The organism is Aeromonas sp. 84A (genome assembly GCF_051919345.1).
GTDB classification, from domain to species: domain Bacteria; phylum Pseudomonadota; class Gammaproteobacteria; order Enterobacterales; family Aeromonadaceae; genus Aeromonas; species Aeromonas veronii.
In genome coordinates this window covers 1,042,932-1,066,177 of sequence record NZ_JBQBEW010000001.1, presented here as the reverse complement: position 1 = coordinate 1,066,177, position 23,246 = coordinate 1,042,932, and the positions used below count along the sequence as shown (strand labels likewise).

At 58.3% G+C, this 23,246-nt stretch carries 20 protein-coding genes and 1 pseudogene; 12 read left to right on the top strand and 9 right to left on the bottom strand.

All coding sequences use genetic code 11. The features are described 5' to 3' along the window. The first annotated feature begins 7 nt into the window (after positions 1-7). Positions 8-1,507 (top strand): L-arabinose isomerase, encoded by a 1,500-nt coding sequence (gene araA / locus ACTG20_RS05050; protein ID WP_194494960.1) that lies wholly within the window; start codon positions 8-10, stop codon positions 1,505-1,507. Positions 1,508-1,702: 195 nt separating this feature from the next. Here araA and rlmD read toward each other — a convergent pair whose 3' ends face one another. Beyond that, a complete protein-coding gene (rlmD, locus tag ACTG20_RS05045) occupies positions 1,703-3,055 on the bottom strand; it encodes a 23S rRNA (uracil(1939)-C(5))-methyltransferase RlmD (RefSeq protein WP_194494962.1) in 1,353 nt (450 codons plus the stop codon). Positions 3,056-3,329: 274 nt separating this feature from the next. Between rlmD and ACTG20_RS05040 the strand changes: the two genes are divergently transcribed. Continuing rightward, entirely contained in the window at positions 3,330-5,054 is a 1,725-nt protein-coding gene (locus tag ACTG20_RS05040; protein WP_439987496.1) for a proline--tRNA ligase, read from the top strand. A gap of 92 nt (positions 5,055-5,146) precedes the next feature. Here ACTG20_RS05040 and ACTG20_RS05035 read toward each other — a convergent pair whose 3' ends face one another. The 3 genes from ACTG20_RS05035 to ACTG20_RS05025 all read right to left on the bottom strand — a co-directional run bounded on the left by ACTG20_RS05035 (position 5,147) and on the right by ACTG20_RS05025 (position 7,133). Then, positions 5,147-5,827, bottom strand: a complete 681-nt coding sequence (locus ACTG20_RS05035) for an SDR family oxidoreductase (protein ID WP_042052437.1) — start codon at positions 5,825-5,827, stop codon at positions 5,147-5,149. A 128-nt stretch (positions 5,828-5,955) separates the two neighbouring features. After that, positions 5,956-6,588: a TIGR04219 family outer membrane beta-barrel protein gene (locus tag ACTG20_RS05030; protein ID WP_005354809.1), complete on the bottom strand. Its 633-nt coding sequence runs from the start codon at positions 6,586-6,588 to the stop codon at positions 5,956-5,958. Positions 6,589-6,683: 95 nt separating this feature from the next. Next, positions 6,684-7,133 (bottom strand): copper chaperone PCu(A)C, encoded by a 450-nt coding sequence (locus ACTG20_RS05025; protein WP_005335782.1) that lies wholly within the window; start codon positions 7,131-7,133, stop codon positions 6,684-6,686. Between the two features lie 90 nt (positions 7,134-7,223). Between ACTG20_RS05025 and ACTG20_RS05020 the strand changes: the two genes are divergently transcribed. Further along, positions 7,224-7,973 carry an enoyl-CoA hydratase-related protein gene (locus ACTG20_RS05020; RefSeq protein WP_439987495.1) on the top strand — a complete coding sequence of 250 codons (750 nt, stop codon included), beginning with the start codon at positions 7,224-7,226 and terminating at the stop codon, positions 7,971-7,973. Between the two features lie 17 nt (positions 7,974-7,990). Here ACTG20_RS05020 and ACTG20_RS05015 read toward each other — a convergent pair whose 3' ends face one another. After that, positions 7,991-8,419 carry a DUF2753 family protein gene (locus ACTG20_RS05015; RefSeq protein ID WP_005335785.1) on the bottom strand — a complete coding sequence of 143 codons (429 nt, stop codon included), beginning with the start codon at positions 8,417-8,419 and terminating at the stop codon, positions 7,991-7,993. A gap of 285 nt (positions 8,420-8,704) precedes the next feature. Here ACTG20_RS05015 and ACTG20_RS05010 point away from each other — a divergent pair, with 285 nt between their 5' ends. Continuing rightward, the gene (locus ACTG20_RS05010; RefSeq protein WP_120415402.1) at positions 8,705-9,364 is read left to right on the top strand and encodes a CatB-related O-acetyltransferase; all 660 of its coding nucleotides are present in this window, start codon (positions 8,705-8,707) and stop codon (positions 9,362-9,364) included. Between the two features lie 101 nt (positions 9,365-9,465). Here the strand turns inward: ACTG20_RS05010 and ACTG20_RS05005 are convergent, their stop codons facing one another. Then, entirely contained in the window at positions 9,466-10,173 is a 708-nt protein-coding gene (locus tag ACTG20_RS05005) for a ParB-like protein (RefSeq protein ID WP_159144367.1), read from the bottom strand. A gap of 184 nt (positions 10,174-10,357) precedes the next feature. Here ACTG20_RS05005 and ACTG20_RS05000 point away from each other — a divergent pair, with 184 nt between their 5' ends. The 3 genes from ACTG20_RS05000 (at position 10,358) to ACTG20_RS04990 (ending at position 14,077) form a co-directional block, all read left to right on the top strand. Continuing rightward, positions 10,358-11,962, top strand: coding sequence for a peptide ABC transporter substrate-binding protein (locus ACTG20_RS05000; protein ID WP_194494970.1), 1,605 nt, complete (start codon positions 10,358-10,360; stop codon positions 11,960-11,962). 118 nt (positions 11,963-12,080) lie between these two features. Beyond that, entirely contained in the window at positions 12,081-12,380 is a 300-nt protein-coding gene (locus tag ACTG20_RS04995) for a hypothetical protein (RefSeq protein ID WP_013723462.1), read from the top strand. Between the two features lie 137 nt (positions 12,381-12,517). Continuing rightward, positions 12,518-14,077 carry a methyl-accepting chemotaxis protein gene (locus tag ACTG20_RS04990; RefSeq protein ID WP_167573904.1) on the top strand — a complete coding sequence of 520 codons (1,560 nt, stop codon included), beginning with the start codon at positions 12,518-12,520 and terminating at the stop codon, positions 14,075-14,077. A gap of 63 nt (positions 14,078-14,140) precedes the next feature. Here ACTG20_RS04990 and dusA read toward each other — a convergent pair whose 3' ends face one another. Further along, a complete protein-coding gene (dusA, locus tag ACTG20_RS04985; RefSeq protein ID WP_194494971.1) occupies positions 14,141-15,193 on the bottom strand; it encodes a tRNA dihydrouridine(20/20a) synthase DusA in 1,053 nt (350 codons plus the stop codon). 232 nt (positions 15,194-15,425) lie between these two features. On the opposite strand from dusA, the gene ACTG20_RS04980 reads away from it, so the two are divergent. Continuing rightward, positions 15,426-16,367, top strand: coding sequence for a tyrosine-type recombinase/integrase (locus ACTG20_RS04980; RefSeq protein ID WP_196783447.1), 942 nt, complete (start codon positions 15,426-15,428; stop codon positions 16,365-16,367). A gap of 167 nt (positions 16,368-16,534) precedes the next feature. Here ACTG20_RS04980 and ACTG20_RS04975 read toward each other — a convergent pair. Further along, positions 16,535-17,677 (bottom strand): annotated as a pseudogene (locus ACTG20_RS04975) (IS4 family transposase). Positions 17,678-17,921: 244 nt separating this feature from the next. On the opposite strand from ACTG20_RS04975, the gene ACTG20_RS04970 reads away from it, so the two are divergent. Genes ACTG20_RS04970 through ACTG20_RS04955 form a run of 4 tightly spaced genes read left to right on the top strand, consistent with a single transcriptional unit; the run spans position 17,922 to position 21,731 of the window. Beyond that, positions 17,922-18,950, top strand: a complete 1,029-nt coding sequence (locus ACTG20_RS04970) for a radical SAM protein (protein ID WP_194494975.1) — start codon at positions 17,922-17,924, stop codon at positions 18,948-18,950. Further along, positions 18,947-19,813 (top strand): histidinol-phosphatase, encoded by an 867-nt coding sequence (locus ACTG20_RS04965; RefSeq protein WP_194494976.1) that lies wholly within the window; start codon positions 18,947-18,949, stop codon positions 19,811-19,813. Before ACTG20_RS04970 ends, ACTG20_RS04965 begins: the two co-directional genes overlap by 4 nt. After that, the gene (locus ACTG20_RS04960) at positions 19,810-20,934 is read left to right on the top strand and encodes a hypothetical protein (protein WP_196783448.1); all 1,125 of its coding nucleotides are present in this window, start codon (positions 19,810-19,812) and stop codon (positions 20,932-20,934) included. The genes ACTG20_RS04965 and ACTG20_RS04960 overlap by 4 nt, the downstream gene beginning before the upstream one ends. Further along, positions 20,931-21,731: a glycosyltransferase gene (locus ACTG20_RS04955; RefSeq protein ID WP_194494978.1), complete on the top strand. Its 801-nt coding sequence runs from the start codon at positions 20,931-20,933 to the stop codon at positions 21,729-21,731. Before ACTG20_RS04960 ends, ACTG20_RS04955 begins: the two co-directional genes overlap by 4 nt. Here ACTG20_RS04955 and ACTG20_RS04950 read toward each other — a convergent pair. Next, positions 21,686-23,221, bottom strand: a complete 1,536-nt coding sequence (locus ACTG20_RS04950; protein WP_194494979.1) for a glycosyltransferase family 9 protein — start codon at positions 23,219-23,221, stop codon at positions 21,686-21,688. The genes ACTG20_RS04955 and ACTG20_RS04950 overlap by 46 nt on opposite strands. Positions 23,222-23,246 lie beyond the last annotated feature (25 nt).

The following is a 23,246-nucleotide window of genomic DNA, read 5'->3' as shown; positions in this document are numbered from 1 at the left end:
CACCAAGATGGAATTGATGAAACAGCTGGAAGTGTGGTTCCTAGTCGGCAGCCAGCACCTGTATGGCGCCGCCACCCTGAAGCAGGTGGCCGATCACGCCCACACCATCACCAGCCAGCTCAACGAGCACGCCGGCCTGCCGGTCAAGATCGTGCTCAAACCCACCGGCACCACCCTCGACGAGATAAGCGCGGTGGCCCGCGATGCCAACCACGATGAGCGCTGCGCCGGGCTCATGGTGTGGATGCACACCTTCTCCCCCGCCAAGATGTGGATCCCGGCCCTCAGTCAGTTGCAAAAACCCCTGCTGCAGTTCCACACCCAGTTCAACCGGGATCTGCCGTGGAGCGAGATCGACATGGACTTCATGAACCTGAACCAGACAGCCCACGGCGGCCGTGAGTTCGGTTTCATGGGAGCACGGCTGCGGCTGCCGCGCACCGTGGTGGTCGGTCACTGGCAGGATGAAGAGGCCCACCGCAAGCTGGGCAACTGGATGCGGGTCGCCGCCGCCATTCACGACAGCCGCCACCTGAAGATCGCCCGCTTTGGCGACAACATGCGCAACGTGGCGGTCACCGAGGGCGACAAGATTGAGGCCCAGATCCAGTTCGGCTATCAGGTGAACTACCACCCGGTCGGCGATCTGGTGAAGGTGATCGACGCCGTGCCTGCAAGCGATATCGAGGCGCTGCTGGCCGAATACGAAGAGAGCTACACCCTGACCGAGGCAGTGCGGGCGGGCGGGCCGCTTCGCGCCTCCCTCTATGAGGCGGCGCGCCAGGAGCTGGGGATGAAAAAGTTCCTCACCGAGGGTGGCTTTGGTGCCTTCACCACCACCTTTGAAGACCTTCACGGCCTGCACCAGCTGCCGGGGCTCGCCTGCCAGCGCCTGATGCAGCAAGGCTTCGGTTTCGGCGCGGAAGGGGACTGGAAGACCGCGGCCCTGCTGCGCACCCTCAAGGTGATGGGGGCCGGTCTTGTGGGCGGCACCTCCTTCATGGAGGACTACACCTACCACCTGGAGGCAGGCAACAACCTGGTGCTGGGGGCCCACATGCTGGAGGTGTGCCCCTCCATCGCCGCCGGTAAACCCGTGCTGGATGCCCAGCATCTGGGCATAGGCAAGAAGGCCGACCCGGCACGCCTGCTGTTTGCCGCCCCCGCCGGCAAGGCGGTCAACGCCAGCCTGATCGATCTGGGCAACCGCTTCCGGCTGGTGGTCAATCAGCTGGAAGTGGTGGACTTGCCAGAAGCCATGCCCAAACTGCCGGTGGCGAGCGCCCTGTGGCAGCCCATGCCGGACCTGCAGACCAGTGCCGAGGCCTGGATCCTGGCCGGGGCCGCCCACCACTCTGTATTCACCCAATCGGTGGACATAGCGCAGCTGCGCACCTTCGCCGACATCATGGGTATCGAGTTCGTGGTGATTGACGAGCACACTCGCATCCCCGAGCTCAAGCAGACGCTGCTGTGGAATGAGGTGTACTACAAAGTGTGCAACTAATTAACCACTGGATGACTCACGATTTGTCACAGTGGATCTCTGCCCATATAAAAAAACGACGCCAGCTGGCGTCGTTTTTTATGGGCGAGTGTCAGGCGATGACTCACGCCTTGGCGGGCTGGCTCAGGCGAGCAACCGCTTCGACGTGCATGGCGTGGAGGAGGAACATGTCAATCGCTCCGCGCCAATGTCCGATTACGCTTTCGCTGGCAAGCTCAGGCGGGCAACCGCTTCCACATGCATGGAGTGCGGGAACATATCGACCGGTTGCACCTCGTCCAGCACGAAGCCCTGCTTGACCAGCCAGGCAAGATCGCGGGCCAGGGTCTGCGGGTTGCAGGAGACATAGACCAGACGACGAGGCGCCATGGCGACCAGGGTCTGCAGCACCGCCTTGTCACAGCCTTTGCGGGGCGGATCCATTACCACCACGTCAGCGGTCACGCCCTGGGCGTGCAGCTCGGGCATCAGCTGCTCGGCCTTGCCAACGTGGAATTCGGTGTGCTCGATGCCGTTGAGGGCGGCGTTGCGGCGGGCATCGCTGATGGCGCTCTCCACCGACTCGATCCCGACGACCTTGGCGGCCTTGCCAGCCAGAAACAGGGAGATGGTGCCGATACCGCAATAGATATCGAACACCGTCTCGTTACCGGTCAGCTCGGCATACTCGAGGGCGCTGGAGTAGAGCACATCGGTCTGGGTCGGGTTGTTCTGGAAGAAGGAGAGGGGCGAGATCTCGAACTCGAGTTCGTGGATCTTGTCGCGGATCACCCCTTCGCCGAGCAGCACCCGGTTGGTCGCGCCCAGAATGCGGTTGGTGCGCTCATCGTTGATGTTCTGCACCAAGGTTGTGACCGGCAGATCGCTCAGGGCTGCCAGCAGCTCGGCTTCGAACGGCAGCTCCTCGCCCAGGGTCACCAGCACCACCATCAGTTCGCCGCTCTTGAAGCCCTTGCGGGTCATCAGGTTACGCACGCAGCCACTGTGGTTTACTTCGTCATAGGCGGCGATGTCGTGCTCGCGCATCCAGTTGCGCACCCGGGCGTTTAGCTCGACGTGCAGCGGATCCTGCACCGCACAGTCATCGGCGGTGATGAGATCGTGGGAGTGCTTGCGATAAAAACCGATCTCGGCACCGGCGTCGCAGCCACGCACCGCATATTGCGCCTTGTTGCGATAGGCGAACGGGCTCTCCATACCGAGGATCGGGTTGACCTTGGTCTCCCCCAGCCCGACCTGTTCCAGTGCACTCTGCACCAAGGCCTGCTTGAGCTTGAGCTGGGCCGGATAGGCCAGCGGACGCACCTGACAGCCACCGCACTCGGTGTTGGGGCAGAAATCGGCAACCCGATCGGCAGAGGGCTGGAGCAGCTCGGCAACCTTGCCGTGCAGATAGTTCGGCTTGACCTCGGTCAGCTCCACCAGCGCCTGCTCACCGGGCAGCAGACCTTCGACAAACAGGGGGCGATCGAACAGGCGTCCTTTGCCATCTCCTTTGTCGGTCAGTTCCAGGATCTCGATCTGGTGTTGATGTCCCACTAACGGCATGAGCGGCTCCAAAAGTACTAAAAATGGGGGGTGATGAACGCGGCAGAGCCATGCCCATCGAGAAAAGGTGGCAGAGTTTAGCGGAGATCCGGCCAAATTGCAGGCATAAAAAGCCTGCTTGTTGCAATGGTCATTACCCCAGGCTATCTGCCGGGCGTTGTCACCTTTCGGGCTGCGGCAAATTTAGCCCTTGGGCCATAACGCCCAGCCTGTTAAAATTCCGCCCTTGAAATTATCCTGGGCCCCGCGCCCGTTCTAGCTAAGGTCTACCGCGATGCGTACCAGCCAATATCTGCTTTCCACTCTCAAGGAAACCCCCTCCGACGCTGAAGTTGTCAGCCACCAGCTGATGCTGCGCGCCGGGATGATCCGTAAACTGGCCTCCGGCATGTATGCCTGGTTGCCAACCGGTCTGCGGGTACTGAAGAAAATCGAGAACATTGTTCGCGAAGAGATGAACAATGCTGGTGCCGTCGAAGTCTCCATGCCAGTAGTGCAACCCGCCGAGCTGTGGCAGGAGTCCGGCCGCTGGGATGACTACGGTCCCGAGCTGTGCCGTCTGACCGACCGCCACAACCGTCCCTTCGTGCTGGGCCCGACCCACGAAGAGGTGATCACTGCGCTGGTGCGTTACGAAGTGAACAGCTACAAGCAGCTGCCGCTCAACCTCTACCAGATCCAGACCAAGTTCCGCGACGAAGTGCGCCCCCGTTTCGGCGTGATGCGTGGCCGCGAATTCCTGATGAAGGATGCCTACTCCTTCCACATCGACAAAGAGTCTCTGGTCGATACCTACGAGAAGATGCACGCCGCCTACTGCAAGGCGTTCACCCGCATGGGCCTGAACTTCCGTCCGGTGCAGGCCGATACCGGCTCCATCGGTGGTACCGGTTCCCACGAATTCCAGGTGCTGGCCGAGAGCGGTGAAGATCTGATCGCCTTCTCCGATAGCTCCGATTACGCCGCCAACATCGAGATGGCCGAAGCGCTGGCACCGGCTGGTGAGCGCGCTGCAGCCACCGCAGCCCTGACCAAGGTTGCCACCCCGAACGTCCACACCATCGACGAAGTGGCCGCCTTCCTGAACGTGGCTCCGACCGCCATCGCCAAGACCCTGCTGGTACTGGCAGAGGAAGATGAGCACGGCAAGCAGGCCGTCATCGCGCTGGTACTGCGTGGCGACCACGAACTGAACGAAATCAAGGCAGAGAAACTGGCTGGCGTGGCCAACCCGCTGACCTTCGCCAACGACGAGCAGATTAAAGCTGCCGCCGGTTGCGATGCAGGTTCCATCGGCCCGGTCGGCTTTGCCGGTCGCATCATCGTCGATCGCAGCGCCGCCCATCTGGCGGACTTCGTCTGCGGCGCCAACGAGACCGGCTTCCACCTGACCGGTGCCAACTGGGATCGCGACATCGCTTCTTACGAAGTTGCCGACCTGCGCAACGTGGTAGAAAGCGACCCGAGCCCGTGCGGCCAGGGCAAGCTGCTGCTCAAGCGCGGTATCGAAGTGGGCCACATCTTCCAGCTGGGTACCAAATACTCCGAAGCGATGAAGGCGAGCGTGCTGAACGAAGCTGGCAAGTCCGTTACTATGGAGATGGGTTGCTACGGTATCGGGGTTTCCCGTCTGGTGGCCGCCGCCATCGAGCAGAACAACGACCAGTACGGCATCATCTGGCCGGACGCCATCGCTCCGTTCGAAGTGGCCATCGTGCCGATGAACATGCACAAATCCGAGCGCGTGGCCGAGCAGGTACAGCAGTTCTACGCCGAGCTGAAAGCCGCTGGTGTGGACGTGCTGTTCGACGACCGTAAAGAGCGCCCGGGCGTGATGTTCGCCGACATGGAGCTGCTGGGCATCCCGCACGCCATCGTCATCGGCGATCGCGGTCTGGACAACGGCGTGGTGGAGTACAAGTGCCGCCGCACCGGCGAGAAGCAGGAAGTGGCCATCAGCGACATCGTCGCCATGATCAAGGCCAAGCTGGGCCGTTAATTCCGCCCTCTTCCCGATATAAAAAAGCGCGCCATTTGGCGCGCTTTTTGTTTCTGTATGTTCTGACGACGGCAACCGGATGAAGGGTTGCCTCAGGGATTGCGACCGATAAAGAGATCGGTCACGTGGCAGCTGCTTCTGGCTTCCAACGCGTCGAGCATATAGGCCGCCGCATCTTCCGGGGTCATGAAGCCACTCGGGTCCACGTGATCCGAGTTGTCCCAGAATTCGCTGCGGATCCCGCTCGGATAGAGGTTGACCAGCCGCAGTGGCGAGCCTTTCAGCTCGGCGCGCAAGGATTCGAGAAAGCCGCGCATCCCCCATTTGGAGGCGCAGTAGAGGCTCTCGTTAGCCTTGCCCACCTGAGCGGCGGAGGAGAGCACATTGGCCAGCACTCCGCCTTTCTCCCCGATAAGCCGCACCGTCTGCTGGGCCACCAGAATGGTGGAGATGAGATTGCTCTCCACCACCCGGCGGATCTGCTCGGCGGTGTAGACACCGACCGGGCCAAACTCGCCCACCCCGGCGCAGTGGATCACCATGTCGGGCTGCCCGCCCCACTCCACCGCAGCGGCGAAGGCAACATCGACCTCTTCATGGTGCGCCAGATCGGCCGCGATGCCGATCACCGCGCTGCCGAGCAGTTGTTCCTGCTCCTGCAGTCGCTGATAACGGCGCCCCATCATGGAGACCTGATGGCCCCGCTCAACCAGTCCGATAGTCAGCGCCCGGCCGAGACCGGAACCGGCACCTGTCACTATGATGTGGCCCATTATCGCTCCTCGTCATCAGTTGACGGTCAGATTAGAAAGTGAATTCATCGCCCATGAACCATCCATCGACAGAATGCTCTGATAGATGTTGGCGAAGAATTTCACCCCCGTTGTCAGACAACGTCAGATTAGAAAGTGAATTCGCCGCCCATGAACCAGCCATCGACAGACTGGTCGATATTGGCGAAGTCGACCTTGGCTTCACGCCAGCCGGCGCGCAGCTTGATCGGCATGGAGGAGAACTTGTAGGAACCACCCAGACGGTAGTCATAGTTGTCCGCATCGTGAGTGCGCAGATCACCGAAGAAGGCGATGCCGGTGCCCGGGATCTTCACTTCACTGCCGGCATAGGCCATCAGGGTATCTTCGTCATAACCCTTGCGGCCGAAGTAGACCTGCTCGCCATCGTAGTGACGACCGGTCATCCCCAGATCGATCTTGAACAGATCGTTGTTGAACAGACGGTAGTAGAGGCTCAGATCGTAGGCGGTCAGATCGTTCTTGAAGTTGCCGCCGGAGGTGCTGAAATCGGAGACTTCAAACTTGGCGTTCGGCAGGAAGATGATGCCGTGTTCCAGTTGCAGATAGCCGTTCCAGTTGTAACTGTCGTCATAGCTGCCATCAGCACTGGTGCCATAAGCCTGACCACTGCCCTTGGCGGCCCATACGTCGGCACCGGCGGCAAAACGCCAGTCGTCAGCGGCCATGGCACTCTGGCTGCACAGAGCCAGCACAAAACCGGCAATCAGCGTCTTTTTCATTACGTCACTTCCTCTTGCATACATGGAAAAGAGCACTATTTTACTCGGTGCAGCCAAAATACCCAGCGTCAATCCTGAACAAACGACGACAAATGTCAGTGCTTCATATGCTTCATCTCTGCCATCGGCTCAATCGGCTTCACCGGCAGTGACAGATCCAGCTTCTGACCATCATCCATGGTGAGGGTGAGCGGGAAAGGGGTCTGCTCGGAGAGCGTGCCCACCTCGAACAGCATGATGTGCAGGCTGCCCGGTTTCAGCACCGCTTCGCCCTTGGCCGGGATCTCGATATTCTCGACCTGACGCATCTTCATCACGCCATTTTCGTGCAGATGAGTGTGCAGCTCGGCACGCCCGGCCGCAGCAGAAGCCGCCGCCACCAGCTTGACCGGCTGGTCGGCGTCATTCTTGAGCACCATAAAGGCGGCAGTGTTGGGGGAGCCCGGCGGCAACAGGCGCACATAGCCGTCGACAGCCTCGACCTTGGCCAGTGCAGGCGCCGTCATACCCAGAACCAGCAGAGAATAAAACGCACGTTTAAACATGGTTGAAATCCTTTTATGATGTTGTTAAACGGCGCCAAGGTTACCCCAGCAGCAACCTTTTTTGCACCTTTCAATAACAAGGATTTAGACATGGCCCCCATTCTCATTGCCGAGCAGCAGGATGGCTTGCTCACCCTGACCCTCAACCGCCCCGACAAACGCAACGCTCTCAATACCGAGCTCTATAAGCAACTGGTGGCAGCGCTGCGAGAGGCGGCAGCCGATGAGGAGGTGCATGTCCTGCTGTTGCAGGGGCAGCAGGATTGCTTTACCGCGGGCAATGATCTGGCCGACTTTATGGGCAAGAGCTCGCTGGAGCCCGACGACCCCATCCTGCAGTTCCTCCACACCCTTGCCGACTTCCCCAAACCCGTGATCGCCGCCGTTGCGGGCCCGGCAGTGGGGATTGGCACCACCATTCTGCTGCACTGCGATATGGTCTATCTGGCGGATAACGCCCGCTTGCAGCTCCCCTTCGTCGAGCTGGGGCTGGTGCCGGAGTTTGCCTCCAGCCTGCTGCTGCCGCGTCTGGTGGGGCACCTCAAGGCGGCGGAGCTGTTGCTGCTGGCCGAGGCGATGGATGCCGAGGAGGCGCTGCGATTCGGGCTCGCCAACAAGGTGGTGGCGGCCAATGGAGTGCTCTCCTTTGCCCGCGAGCAGGGGCTGAAGCTGGCGGCCAAGCCGCCCAGAGCGCTGCAAAAGAGCAAGGCTCTGCTGAAACAGGAGCTCAAACAGGCGGTGCACTTTGTCATCGATCTAGAGGCGCGCGCCTTCGCCCAGGCACTGCAAGGGGAAGAGGCGCAGCAGCGGATCGCCCAAAAACTCAAACAGCGGAGCTGAGCCGCGCCCACATCCGTTCAGTTGAGGCGAAAACGGCCGATCAGCTCGCAGCCCTGTACCTTGTCCTGCAACTGGATCAGCCGGGCAATTTCCGGATTCGGGTGGCGCTTGAGAAAGGCGAGCAGGGCCCCACGGCAGCAACCCAGCTCGCTGATCAGTGCCTCGCACTCCCGGTTGGGGCATTGTGGCACCAGCGCCGTGACCAGCTCGGAGGCGAGTTTCAGGTAGCGCAGCTCGTAAGTCGGCTCATCCATCGCCCGCCAGAAGTCGGCCAGCCGGTGGCAGGTGGCGACTCGCATGGTGGCCAATTCGGTCAACTCGACCTGGGTCATCTCGTAAACATCCCCCAGCGCCTGCTGATAAAAGCAGATCGCAGCCCCCAGCGAACCGGCCTGCCAGGCACGCTCCGCCTCCAGCATGTATCGTTGCCAACTTTGCGGTGTCATCTCACTCTCCCGAGTCCGTCATGGTGGGAGTGTTATCATGGCTAATTGAGAATAAATATCAACCAGAGGGTTAGTGCAGGATCTCTGCGCAACCTTGGCAAACCCGGCGCCCGACCTTATGATCGTGCCCTTCCACCCTTCTTTGGAGCACACCACAATGCGACCTCGCCTCCCGCAGATGCTGGGCTGCTCCCTGCTCTGCGTGCCCCGCATGCTGGTCTGGATCTATTAGCTGCGCTCAAGCGAACGCAACCCATCCGATCCATTCAGCAAAGGAGTACCAACATGAACCCCTGCCAACACTGGTCGCAGGTCGAATACCTGCACCTGACGGTGACCAACCCCAATATCTGCCTCAAGGGGCAGCACAGCTACTACTCGGGTGCCTGGGATGGCCCCTTCGAAGAGGTGGCGGTGCGCTACCTCCATGGCGATCCCTTCAGCCGCAGCCCGGACACCGGCTGGGAGCCGCTCTGGCATATCGACCGGCTCCATATCGGCGACTATGTGCAGATTGCCGCCGGGGTAAAGATCATCATGGGCGGCAACCACACCCACAACACGTCCTTCATCAGCACCTATCCGTTCGCCGATCTGGCGGCGCTCAAGCGCAGCTACCGCCCCGCAGGCGATACCCGCATCGGCAACGATGTCTGGATCGGCATGGAGGCGATGATCATGCCCGGTGTCACTATTGGCGATGGCGCCATCATCGCCGCCCGTTCGCTGGTCAATCAGGATGTGCCGCCCTATGCCATGGTGGCGGGCACCCCAGCCAGGGTGGTGCGGATGCGCTTTGGCGAGGAGGAGATTGCCCGGCTACAGGCCCTCGCCTGGTGGGATTGGCCGGATCAACAGCTCAACGATCTGCTACCGCTGATCCAGCAAGGTGAAGTCGCCCTGCTTGAGCAGGCGGCTGCCCACTGGGCGGAGCGCCATGAGTGACCACCGCCAGCCAGCAGTAACAAGCTGACAGCAGAAGGGCGACCCCGGGGTCGCCCTCTTTTATCTCCGGCATGCTCTGGATGCCCTCATCGCACATCCACTCACTGCGCGCTTTTGGACTGGTTGAGGCTGCACTGCTTGCCGGGATAACCGGGTAGATCCTTGGCATCGCTGCCGCAGGCGAGCCGTTTGGCCTGTTGCAGGCGGGCCGCCAGATTGGCGCTGTCCACCGGCATCCACTGCATCTGCTTGCCGAGCCAGCTGGCCCAGGCAAACTCGACGAAATAGACCTGTTTGTCCTTGCGAAAGTAGCCCGCATTCTGCAGCAGTCCGGCGAGGGTGCGATAGGGGTAATCAGGCAGCTTGTCGATGCTGCTCGGCAACTGCTCCGGGGTCAGCGGCTGCCCCTTCTCATCCTTGAGCCAGGCCCAGTGGTTGTTCTGCATCTGACTCCAGAAGTTGGCTTTATCCTGCAGACGGCCAATCACCTTGACCCGGGCATCCTTGACGCCCTGCTGCCACAACGCCTTGGTGAGATGGTGGCGGTCCACCAGCCAGTAGCTGCCATCCGGCGCAATCACCACGGGGATCTCTTTCTTTTTCATCAACTTGTCGAGCTGCTTTGCGCTCATGCCAGCCAATGTGGCCTGGGTTTCATCGACCTGGATCTGGCCGACGCCCCCCTGGGTCGGGTGCAAGGCATCGATGCCGATCTCGCACCAGTTGCCCACCGCCGTGTCGCTCTGGCACGGGGCCAACGCCCAGGCACCCTGGCTCAACACACAGGCCAGCAATAACCATGCTTTCATCGTTTGACACTCCTCACCACATTGAACTGCACAGACGCCGGGAACGCTCTTCTACCCCGATTGGGAGTGAGAGTCGAATGCTGGCGGTCAGACCAGCAAACGGGATATCATGATTTCCCATCTGTCGGCGATATTTTCTCGCCGAGTTTTCTCCCCGCTTCACACTATTTGAAGGATCCGACCCATGAAAGGATGGAGCCCCTTGCTGGCCCTGCTGGGCTGTGCTGCTGTCCAGGCTGCCGATATTCCCGCCGGAACACAACTCGCCGCCGAGCAGATTGTCGTTCGCCACCTCAAGGATGAACCTGCGAGCCTGAGCCCGCTCAAGCTGGTCGGCCTGCCGGAGTTGCAGGTACTGCGGGATCTGTTCGAGGGGCTGCTGACCCAGGGGCCAGATGGCAAACCGGTTGCTGGGGTGGCGGCCAGCTGGGAGAACAAGGGCAACCAGTTCTTTACCTTCCATCTGCGCCCGGATGCGCGCTGGTCCAACGGCGATCCGGTCAAGGCCGGTGACTTCGTCTACGGCTGGCGCAAGCTGGTCGACCCGAAAGAGGCGGCCACCTTCGCCTGGTTTGCCCAACTGGCCCGTTTCGACAAGGTGGACGAAATAGTCGCTGGCAAATTGCCTGCCAGCGAGCTGGGGGTCAAGGCCCTCGATGACCACACCCTGCAGGTGACCCTCTCCCAGCCGGTGCCCTACTTCCTGAACCTGCTGAGCCACCCCAGCCTGTCGCCGCTCCATCAAGCCAGCATCGAGCAGTACGGCAACCTGTGGACCCAACCCGGCAAACTGGTGGGCAACGGTGCCTTTGTGCTGAACAATCGGGTGGTCAACGAGAAGCTGGAGCTGACCCCCAACCCTTATTACTGGGATCGGGCCCATACCGTATTGACAAAGGTGATCTTCATGCCTATCAATCAGGAGAGCGCGGCCACCAACCGCTATCTGGCGGGCGATCTGCATATCACCGAATCCTTCCCCAAGGAGCAGTACGCCAAGCTGAAGCAGCAGATCCCGAATGAGGTCTACACCCCGGATCAGCTCGGTACCTACTACTACGCCTTCAATACCCGTCAGGCACCACTGAACGATGTGCGGGTGCGCAAAGCGCTCTCCTACACCATCGACCGCGCCCTGATCGCCGACAAGGTGCTCGGTACCGGCGAGAAACCGGCTTATCACTTCACTCCGGATGTGACCGCCAGCTTCACCCCGGCCGCCAACTTGCTCTCCACCAGCAGCCAGCCGGCGCTGGACAGCAAGGCCAAGTCCCTGCTCAAGGAGGCCGGTTACGGCCCGGACAAGCCGCTCAAGCTGACCCTGCTCTACAACACCGCGGAAATTCACAAGAAGATGGCACTGGCGATTGCCAGCATGTGGAAGCAGAAGCTGGGCGCCGAGGTCGAGCTGACCAATCGGGAGTGGAAAACCTATCTCGACAGTCGCCAGAGCGGTCAGTTCGAGGTGATCCGCTCCTCCTGGGTCGCAGATTACAACGACCCGTCAGCGTTCCTTGGCCTTTGGGGCTCCCGTCACAGCGGCAATATGGCAGGCTTTGCCAATGCCCGTTATGACCAGCTGCTGGCAGAGGCGGCCAGCACTCAGGATGTCGCCAGCCGTAGCAAGCTGTTTGGCGAGGCGGAAGCGATCCTGCTGGATCAAGCCCCCATCGCCCCCATCTACCAGTACACCAATGCCCGACTCATCAAGCCATGGCTCAAGGGCTACCCCATCAACAACCCGGAGGATGTGGCCTACAGCCGCCAACTCTACCTCGTCAAACACTGACACCGGCCACAACGATGCGAGGCCCCGCTGGGCCTCGCTATTGATACTGTTCACACCACGATTTCCAGCCTAAAATGCCGCCCCTTCTGTTCAATTAATCTTCAATACCCAGTCAGACATGCGTTATTTGATACTGCTCTCGTTGTTGTGGACCCTGCCTGCACAGGCCAACAGCGAATCCCAATGCCAGCAAGAGTTTGTCGGCTGGATGCTGCATCAGCAGCAACAGTTCAGTGATCGCAAGTCTGACAAGATGGAGCGGCGCCGGGCCGAGCGGGCCATCGAGTTGGCTCGTCAGGAGTACGACAAGCAGGCCAGCTTCTGCAAAACCATGCAGCTTGTACATGAGTACAAAGATGATGATCCTCGCCTCGCCCCAAGAAAGGGTGAAGTTCACGATTTCACACCGGCCAGCTGACCCTTACTTCATCAATTCATTGTGTTGATTAATTGACCCAAGCCAAGTTCGGGTCACTGAAGAGCCTTAGAATGATTAACTGAGAACGACAATAAAAAACATAGTTATCAGTTATTTGGCTTTTTCAGGAACGACACATGACCAGACTCCATCAGGAGGGGGAGATACACTTCCCCGACAACATCGCACTCATCTCGACCACGGATCCCGCCAGTCATATTACCTACGCCAACCAGCACTTCTGTGATGTGGCCGGGTATGGTGCAGCCGAAATGGAAGGCGTACCCCACAATCTGGTACGTCACCCCGACATGCCCAAGGCGGCCTTCGCCGACATGTGGCAGCGGTTGCGACAGGGCAAAAGCTGGATGGGGCTGGTCAAGAACCGCGCCAAAAGCGGTCAGTTCTATTGGGTAAACGCTTACGTCACCCCGATCCTCAATGCGCAGAAGGAGATCGTCGAGTTCCAGTCGGTGCGTACCAAACCCGCCGCCAGCGATGTGGCCTGGGCCGAGCAGCTCTATGGCCTGCTGCGAAGCGGCAAGGCACTTCCCTGGCTGAGCCGGTGTCACATTGAACCGGGTCAGCTGACTCTCTGGCTCTCCGCTTCTGCCTTGTTCACCACCCTTGCTACCTTTGCTACCGGCAACCTGTTATGGCTGCTGCCCACCGCCCTGTTGCTGTTGGCACAGGCAACCCACGGCTGGCGATTGCAGCAACGGCTGGCTCATCTGCTCACCCTTGCCGATCAAGACAAGGGAACCCGCCTCTGTCAGGTGCTCTACACCCGACGGCGCGACACTCTGGCGGCCGTCGAACTGGCCCTGCGGATGAAACAGGCCGAGCTCAAGGCCGTGGTCGGGCGCAGCGCCGACACCAACCAGCAGATCCTGCAGGCAGCCGAAGATGACCGGGGCAATATCCAGACTATCGATACCCACCTGCAGCAGCAGCGCGCCCACAGCGAGCAGCTGGCGACCGCCATCACCGAACTGAGCCACTCCATTCGGGATGTGGCCCACAGTGCCCATGAGGCGAGCAATCTGGTCATAGAGGTACAGCAGGTCTCCGACGAGGGGCTGCAAGCATTGGCGACCACCCGCTCCGCCGTCAACCAACTCCATCAGGAGCTGGATGCCAACCATGCCGTGCTGGCCCAGCTCACCAGCGACAGCCAGAAGATCAGCGGCATTCTGGAGGTGATCAGCCAAATCGCCGACCAGACCAACTTGCTCGCCCTCAATGCAGCCATCGAGGCTGCCCGGGCTGGCGAACAGGGGCGCGGTTTTGCCGTGGTGGCGGATGAAGTGAGGGCGCTGGCCCAGAAGACCCGCGCCTCGACCAGCGAGATCCACGAGATGATCCAGGCGCTGCAACAGACTACACGACAGCTGTCGGACGGGATGACACAAGGGGCGCAGACCTCGGTGCGCTGCCAGCAACACGCGGGCACCACCGCCGACGTGCTCACCCAGATCAACCGGATGCTGGGGCAGGTAACCCGCACCAGCGACGAGATCGCCCAGGCGGTGAGTCAGCAGGCCGACGTGACCGCGACCCTCGATGAAGGGGTACACCAGATCCACCAGCTGGCCAGCCACACCGCCGACAACAGCAGGCAGGCGCTAGATGGCATCACCCTGCTGGTTGAGCGGCTGCAAGATCTCTCGCGGCTGATCAACCAGTTCAGATATTGAAGCGACAGCGATCAAAAAAGCGCGTCAACTGACGCGCTTTTTTCGCTTTGCCTGACAGGAGAGTTATTCGCCCTGCTCGCTGGCGGCAAGCTCCGGCACCTTGGCCATGGCATCCAGCACCACCTGAATATCCGCTCCCGGTTTGCAGGCATTCTCGCTCAGGTGACGGCGCCAGGCGCGGGCCCCCTGCATGTTCTGGAACAGCCCCAGCATATGGCGGGTCATGTGGGAGAGGTAGTTGCCCTTGGCCAGCTCCTGCTCGATATAGGGCAGCATCATCCGCACCACCTCGTGGCGGCTCGGCACGGCGTTATTCTGGCCGAACACCAGATTATCCACCTGCGCCAGAATGTAGGGGTTCTGATAGGCTTCGCGCCCCATCATGACGCCATCGACGTGTTGCAGGTGTTCCAGAGTCTGCTCCATGGAGGTGACACCGCCGTTGAGGGCGATGGTGAGATCCGGGTAATCCTGCTTGACCCGATAGACCCGAGGGTAATCGAGGGGCGGGATCTCGCGGTTCTCCTTGGGGCTCAAGCCACTCAGCCACGCCTTGCGGGCATGGACGATAAAGGTATCGCAACCGGCATCGCGCACCTGTTCGATAAAGGCCTGCAGAAATTCGTAGGAGTCCTGATCGTCGATACCGATACGGGTCTTCACCGTCACCGGAATATCGACCACATCGCGCATCGCCTTGACGCAGTCTGCCACTAGGGCCGGTTCCCCCATCAGGCAGGCGCCAAAACGGCCGTTCTGCACCCGATCGGAGGGGCAACCGACGTTGATGTTCACCTCGTCATAGCCGCGTTCCTCGGCCAGCTTGGCACAGCGCGCCAGATCGGCAGGATTGCTGCCACCCAGCTGCAGGGAGATGGGGTGCTCCTGCTCGCTGTAACCCAGATAATCCCCCTTACCGTGGATGATGGCGCCGGTGGTCACCATTTCGGTATAGAGCAAGGTCTGGCGGCTCATCAGTCGATGAAAGTAACGGCAATGCCGATCAGTCCAGTCCAGCATGGGGGCGATCGAGAATGTCTGGCGGTGGGCAGGCTTGCCAGATATGGCCTCAGAGCCTGATTTAACGGGGTTTTCACTGATTTGTTTCTGAGTCATTTGCGGGTGTTTCCAGACATTTGTTGATTGAACCTGCCCCATATCTGCCCCACCATTTCATGGGGCAGGTGTATTCCACGAGGTATCTATGGCCGGCTACACAATAGAAAAACGTAAGACCAGCAAAGGCGAGTTACGCTATCGCTGTACCGTCAGGGAACATAAAGGCGAAGAGGTAGTATACCGAGAATCCCGAACCTTTGGCAGACAGTCCGACGCCAAGAGCTGGGGAATGCAGATGGTTGCGATGATCGAGAGGGATGGTTTGCCAGGACAGGTACAACCCGCCCCCACCATCCGCGAACTCATTTCTCTCTACCGTGCCCATCCAGCCATCAGCCCCACCATAGGCAGAACCAAGGCTTATTGCCTCGACCTGGTTGCCGATTGCGATATCGCCAAGCTCAATGCCGACGAGCTCACCATCAAAGACCTGGTCGATCACTGCCAAGCCAGAAGAGATGCGGGGGCGTCTCCAGCTACCATTGCTCACGACATCAGCTACCTTGGTTCTGTTTTTGCAGCCGCCAACCCCGTCTTCAATATCCCGGTCGACAACAAGCTCATCCTAGAAGCACGCAAGACCCTCAACAACCTGAAACTGGTGGGGAAAGCCCAGAAGCGCACCCGACGTCCGGTGAGCGATGAACTCGATCGGATTATTCTGGGACTGGAAAAACGACAGAGCCGCGGCATGGCCAAGATCCCCTACACCGCTCTTCTCAACTTCGCCATCCTGAGCTGCATGCGGATAAGCGAGGTATGCAAGATCAAGTGGTCTGGCGTGGATGAGAAAAACCGGGCTGTGTTGGTTGAAGACCGCAAAGACCCGAGAAAAAAGATAGGGAACCATATGCTGGTGCCCCTGCTGGGTGAAGCCTGGGAGATCCTCAAGCGTCAGCCCAGAACCGATGAGCGCATCTTCCCCTATAACGGCAAGAGCGTCACCGCCGGTTTCCAGCGGGTCAGAACAGAGCTTGGTATCGATGATCTGCGCTGGCACGATCTGCGCCGCGAAGGGGCCTGCCGCCTGTTTGAGGCAGGCTTTGTCATCGATGAGGTTGCCCAGGTCACCGGCCACAGAAACATCAACATCCTCTGGCAGATCTACACCGATCTTTACCCTAACCGGGTACATGCCAAGTTTGATCAGTTGCAACAAAACAAGGCCTAAGGTTGATGCTCTTTAAACTGGGAAAAGTGGGATTAGTGTGTAAATAGCCAAATGCAGTGAGCTGCACAGTTTCAAAGTGAAACCGCAGCCTTAGGCAGTAGAGCGCAGTTTCGCCTGGTTGGAAAAGAATGGGTAGGGGCCTTACTGATCCCCTCATTTTTTGAGACTCAAATAATTCCAAATGTGCGGATATATAACCGATGCTGCTTCAGGTAATAGGTGAATCTTTCCATCAGTAAGCGAGCGTAGGCCTCTTTCATCTTGGGGAGTAATTGGTAGTAAATGACACCCTGTCGAAAGAACGAATAGGTCCGCGTTTTGCTCGTGTTGACCTTGATGGTTCTCTCCAGACCTGCACTGTCACCCGCCTTGCCCAACAGGGTTAACAGCACTATCGCCAGCGCACTGAACAGAAACAGACGGTCGCGGCGAGCCGTGTTACTGATGCGCACCTCTCCCATTCCCATGCCAAATTTGTAGTCCTTGATGTCACGAAAACTGGTCTCGATACCCCAGCGTTGACCATAGAGTTGCAATGCCTTGGCAGCGCTCAAATCGACCCGATTGCTGGCTAAAAACCAGGGCTCTTTCATGTCGCTCTTTTGACAGCAATACACCCGCTCTACCCGTTGCCGCTGATTGGTGAGCTAGACCTCTTTGTGTGTGCGAGTCCGCCCGGTGGGGGTCAGCCAGTCACTGGCTGGCACCTGCTCCATACTTGGGTAGCCAACCAGGATATTTCCTTTAAAACGAATGACATAAGCAAAATCCAGCTCTTGTTCCAGACGCTCAAACAACTCCATGTAGCCAAAGCCTCGGTCGGCGACCACAGTGACAAAAATCCCTTCTGGCAAGGTCTGTTTAAGCTTGGTCAGCAGCTCTTTCTCATGAGCATTGCGCTGGCCTTTGAGTCGCGATTTCTGGTGGGTCTTCCACAGAAGCGGAGTGCTGCGGCCATGGCTGGTTTGCAGGCTGATAACCAGGGTGCTGTGGTCATCCGTATCAAACTCGGTCCAGTCCATGGAGACGACGATCTCGGTGCGCTCGGCCACCACATAAGGAACCCAGTCATCAAACAGGCTCCAGACGCTGAGCTTGGTGTTGGTCAGTAAACGGTCGACCTGTTTGACGGCATGCTTTCGCTCCAGGCCATTGGCAAGCGAAAGGCCATTGCCGATGGCATGGATGGCCAACGATCCTGACTCGATAACTCCGAGAGTGGCATTGGCCAGTGACAAGGCTCGCTTGGCATGCATGTCGTGGCCGAATATGTCATCAATGTGGTTAAGGATCATTTCGTGATTGAACATGGAGGGCTATCGCTCGGTATTTGGCGGTCAATACCGGCGATCATACCCCTGAAAGCCGCGCCACGACTCGCCCATATGAGGGGATGGTTGAGGGTAGGGGCGATTCACTGCAGTCGACAGTCCCTACAATGAAACTGAAAATTTTAGTTCTTTCAGCTAAACCCGCTATAGAGGTATTCTTTATATGTATTGTGACGTATTCGCCCTTCCTTCACCTTGCGGCGCCTTTAATGAGTAAATAACAATGAAATTACAGGGTCATCTGCTTTATATAGATATTACACAGATCTGCGGTATTGGTTGCACGTTTTGCATGTACGCCGACAAGCATCAAAGCGGAAAAAGCATGGTTCTCTCCATGCAGGCGCGGGAAAATCTCGCGCGATTAATAAATGACCAGGCGGTAAAGCGTATTTCGGTCAGCGGAGAAGGGGAACCGCTAAATAATATTAAAACGTTTCACGAAATCCTCGCACTTTCGAACGGTGGCAGGCACTTTGAATTTATTACAAGCGGTTTTTTGCGCCACGAAAAAATGATCGATTTTTACGAAGAAACTAACCGGATCGTGCTGCAAAATGGTGATAGCTGCAATATCCGACTCAGTTCGGATAGCCACCATATTGATAAAATTAAGTGGCGCGCGCACGGCTTGAGTCTGGATTATCTGCGTCGCAGTCGCCCGGAGGGGCTCAGCTTTTCGTTTCGTTCAATTGATATTGATCGTGAATTTACCCGCCGTTACCTGCTGGATGAGTTGGCTGCATGGGGCATTGAGGCCAGTATTGAGGCGTGCAGCGTACTGGAGGATACGTTGGTGGTCGGCGAAGAGCACTTCCCCATCGATTATAAAAATCTTGTCCACCCCACGCCGGGAACGCCACCGGGTTATCTTGATCTTGCCGGGTACGTTGCCGCCATTGAATCCAAGGTCAACAAGCGCTTTACCTTCGGCAGTCTAAACCAACACCCGCAGGAAAACGGTATGGATGTTACTGTGAAACCTGATGGCAGTGTCTACCTCTACGGTATTGAAACTCGGCGGTTGGGTAATATTAATTTCGATAAGTTGAGCTGGTCACAGATCGCCGCCTGGCTGCGACAGGACCCGTTGGCCAGAACGCTCTATACCCAACCACTTACTGCACTGTTGGCACGTCTGGAGGGATTCGAACATCTGCCCAGTAGCGTTGCCAGAGCGAATAATCCTTATTGGCTGGTCAAAGAGCTAGCTAAGCATCCCGGGCTGCTTGAACAGTGGGAGACTGCATGATCGATAGCCATAGCCATACCTTCTATTCCAAGCATGCGGTCGGCAGCGTCGATGAGCTGGTTTGCGCCTCCATCGCGGCAGGGGTGACCGTTCTGACCATTACCGATCATGCACCCTTTATGGTTGATAGTGGCAACCGGTTGCTGGAGGCTGAGCTCGAACAGTACTTTACCGATATCGATAACGCACGGCAGGCATATCGCGGGGAAATTACCCTGTTTAGCGGGCTGGAGCTGGATTATATGCCGGGAACCGAGAACTACACCCGCGCGCTGCTGGCGCGCTATCCGCTTGATTTTGCCATCGGTTCAATTCATTACGTCACCCTTGATCATGAGCCAATGGTCAAGGTCTGGGAGCTGCCGAGGCTGGCCGGGGAAACGTTTCTGCGGCGTTATTTCGACAGCCTGCAGGGCCTGCTGGAAAGCGGGTTGTTCGACGCGGTGGGCCATGCGGACAGTCTTCTTCGCGGTATCCCAGAGGCGCAATTCCTGCGCTATTTCGAGCCACTGCTCGGAACGCTGGCACATAGCTGCATTGCATGGGAGCTTAACGCCTCGGGCCTGCGAAAAACCATATTGGACCCGATGTCTGGGCTGGAGGTCGACGGCCGGTGGTCCTATCCATCGCGTACCCTGCTGGCACAACTTATTGCTCTCAACGTACCGTTTACCATTGGTTCCGATTCACATGACCCGCGCGATGCTGGGGCAGGAATACCCGAACTAATGCAAACGCTGTATCCGTTGGGGCTGCAACACTTAAGCTACTTCCGCCATCGGCAACGAACCGATATTGCGCTGGATGATTTACTTGCGGCCATCACATCAATACCAAAACAAAAAAATAGGAATATCCCTTGAATGCCTTAATTTTCGCTGACTCGCTTATCCGGACCGGGACGGTTTTGGCGCCGACGGTGCGCTTGGAAAAATTTCGCTTGGCGCAAAAGGCGATAGACCCTGCCGATGTAAAATCTGGTCTGCGGCCTTTTGCCGCGGAGCTGCTGGCCGACGGCCTAATCACCATGTCTGATTACGTCGCCACTCTCGGCGGCCATGCGCTGTACCATCTGACGCAGCAGGAAACTGGCCGCTTTGTCGAGATGTCCAGTGGTGAGGACGCCGCACAACTCGCCGCTATTTACAGCCGTGCCAAGTTCGGCGGAGTGGAGGATATTGCTTGGCTTGCCCAACGGATTGTCGAGTATCTGAGTGCTGAGCTGGACAGAGCCGACTCCCCTTGGCTGCGCTTATTTATTGAAGCGAAAGAGAAGGACGATAACGTGGCGATGATGACTACTGGCTGGCGCAATGTACCCTCTACCGCCAACGTGCTGTATGAAATCGTGGTCGAGGAGATCAACGTGAAACTGGCGCATATGGAGTTACCCACCATCGTCAACGTGAAGCTGCCGCGCATTGCCCCTCCATGCGAAAACTACGCCAGTCTCAGCCAGCAGGAACGGGACCGGGTTAATTTGGTGCAGGATCACGTGATCCCGGCGGAAAATTTTTATCGCTGGAGTGGAGTTCACGTCATTTTTGGGGATGACGTGCTAGTGACCGGCGCTACGGCGGATAAGGTGCTTTACCATTCGCTGCTAAGTGGAGCGAAGTCGTTTCGCGCGATCTACCCGGTGGCCATCGATCCCCTGGTAGCGCTGGGCGACGCTGCGGTTGAAGACCGCCTGAACGGGATGGCGATTACCGGAGCACTGGATGACAACGTAGCCTATGTGCTTTCGGCCAGCGGTTACCAGCCCATTTTGCGTATGCTGCGTCTGCTGTTTGGGGAGGAGAATCGCCAAGCGTTGGCAGATTTCCTGCCCTGCGTCCCCGACCTGGTGTGGCTTAAGCTCTATCGTTCGGCGCTGGGGAACGAGTTTTTACGTCAACCGGCGTGCCGTCCTTCGCTACAATTGCTGAGGGGCTATCTGGCGCAGAAGGGCCTGCTGGCCATCGGCAGCGGAGGTGTGCAATGAACTCCGCCTTCACCCATATGCCTCGCTACGTCAGCTATTGGGAAAATGCTCCAGGCCAAACGATGGCCCCTTACGTCGCGCTGGCGCTGGTGTCAATGCGAAGGGCGCTTGGCGACCGCTTCCTGCTATTGACGCCGCGAATGCTGGAGAACTCGATTGACCCAGCGATAGTAGACAAGTGCTGGGCCTTCGAACCGCTGTCCTTTACCCTTGCCACAGGTATTGAAGAGATTGTCGCCAAAAGTGACTTTATTCGCATGGCTTGGGTGCAGCAGCATGGAGGCGTCTGGCTGGATGCAGATACGCTGATGCTTGGCGACCCCACCGACAGCTTGTTTCCTGATGGACTGACTACAAAGCTGCACTGGCACAGCGAGTGTATATTCGGTTCTCAGCCGGGTAACCCATTGCTGGCGCGGGCGCTGGCGATTGGCCTTGCGAGAGAGAGGCACGCTTGGGGTAATCCAGGCTGTATAAAGGATCTGGTGCCGCAAGCACCAGAGCAGGTGATAAACATCAGCGGGGAGTGCATCGATCCGGGCTACCGCCCGCTGTACAACTTTACTAGCTGCGAGGTGATGCATCGCACCGATCTGGCTGTCGATAGTTTTCTGCTGCGGCCAGTTGTGCTGCTGAAGCTGTACAACACCTACTTCAGACGCACGACAAACCGTATAGAGTCGGTAGACGAGTTTCTGGCAAATGGGTCGCTACTGGCGCGCCTGTTTCTACATATTGAGCCTGATGTGAGCTACTGGCTGGCTGAAAGTGAACGGCTGATGAACGAGCTCGCCTGATGCACGTCTGCCACTACACCCACCGCGCCACTGGGCAAATGGATGCGACACTGGTGAACGTCACCGATCGCCAGCAGTGGTGCGATCACTTCGTGCAGGGCTGGTGTGGCGCGGTGAGGTGAGCGATGGGCAACATAAAGCCAAGCCTTAACCGGGGCGGGTAGATGAGCAAATTCCAGCTCTATCCGCAGCAGATCAAACACTTCCCGGGTTCTACCGCTCGGAGTCCAGGCCAGCGGTGGGGTGCGATGGTCTGGGCGGGTTACCTCCAGTGGTAGCTCAAGCTTAAGGTTCAGTGTGCCTGGAAAGCAGCCAGCGACCTCGGGGAAATCCTGAGCAATCAGCGGCAGTTGGCGGGCCAGCGTTCCGGTTGCAACACCAAGGCCGGGTACGACTTGAGCCTGCAGAGACAAGCGATCTGCACGGTGTGAGGTGGGCACCACTCGTTCCCGCAAGGCGTCCAGCAGCAGCGGTAGCGAGAAATTGTTCATATTTTTCTTACCCCTAACTGCAGTTGAAGCAACTTGTAGGCTGTAAATCACTGTCGTTAGCGCAGAAGTAGGGGGGAGCCAAGGATTCGCTACGCCGGGAGTATCGGGATAGATAGCAATCAGTCGCTTTTTCAGGCCCACGGCCAGATGCACAATGGCCGTATCGACACTAATTACTACCTGTGCACGGCAAAGATAGCCGCTTACGTCGGCCGGGGTGGTGATATTGGCCACGCGCATGACGTTGGCGCAGGCAACGGCGGCCTCTAGCCGCCCCGCCTGTTCTCGGCTAGCCGGTCCATAAAGAATGCCTATCCGGTGAGCGGGGAATGCGGCTGCTATCGCGAGCAGTGTCGCCGTGGCGCAATTCATGGAAAGTGATTTATCCTCGCGGCTGGCCCAGGGGTTAAACAGGATTTGCGCCGCCGCGTCAGGTGCGGGGAGTCCAGCTGGAATGGGGACAACATAGTCGCTATTTACCGTCTGTGCTCCAAGGTCTTGCAACACGTTGCAGTAGCGTTCCACAACGTTCAGGCCTGCTGTTACTTTCCCCAATTTACGATTTACGCAGTGCAAGCCGTCATCAAGTGAATAGAGGCGGGTAGGGCGTAGCAGGCGAATAAACAGAATTTCTGCGGGCTGTAATCGACCTACCAGATGGACTACGGTATCGACCGGTCCAAGTTGTCGCACTAGGCGGATAAGTTCTCCAACGCTAGGATCAGCGGAAGTGACCACCACCCGATCAACGCCAAAAACTTGCTGATGAAGCGGTACCAACTCTGCGACGGTAATTACCGTAACCCGCATATTCATCTTGGCAGCTTCACGTAGAAAGAAGGAAGAGACGATGGCATCGCCCAGTTTGGCATCCCAACGCGGTACGACGATGTGTGGTCTCGTGGACGTTTCCTCCTGCGGTAGTGCTCGGTCGGCTATCAGGCGAAACAGTGTACGGCTTAAGGCTTTACAGCATCCCTTTAACGTGGTAAATCCCATAATTCCATTCTTTTATAGTTTATAA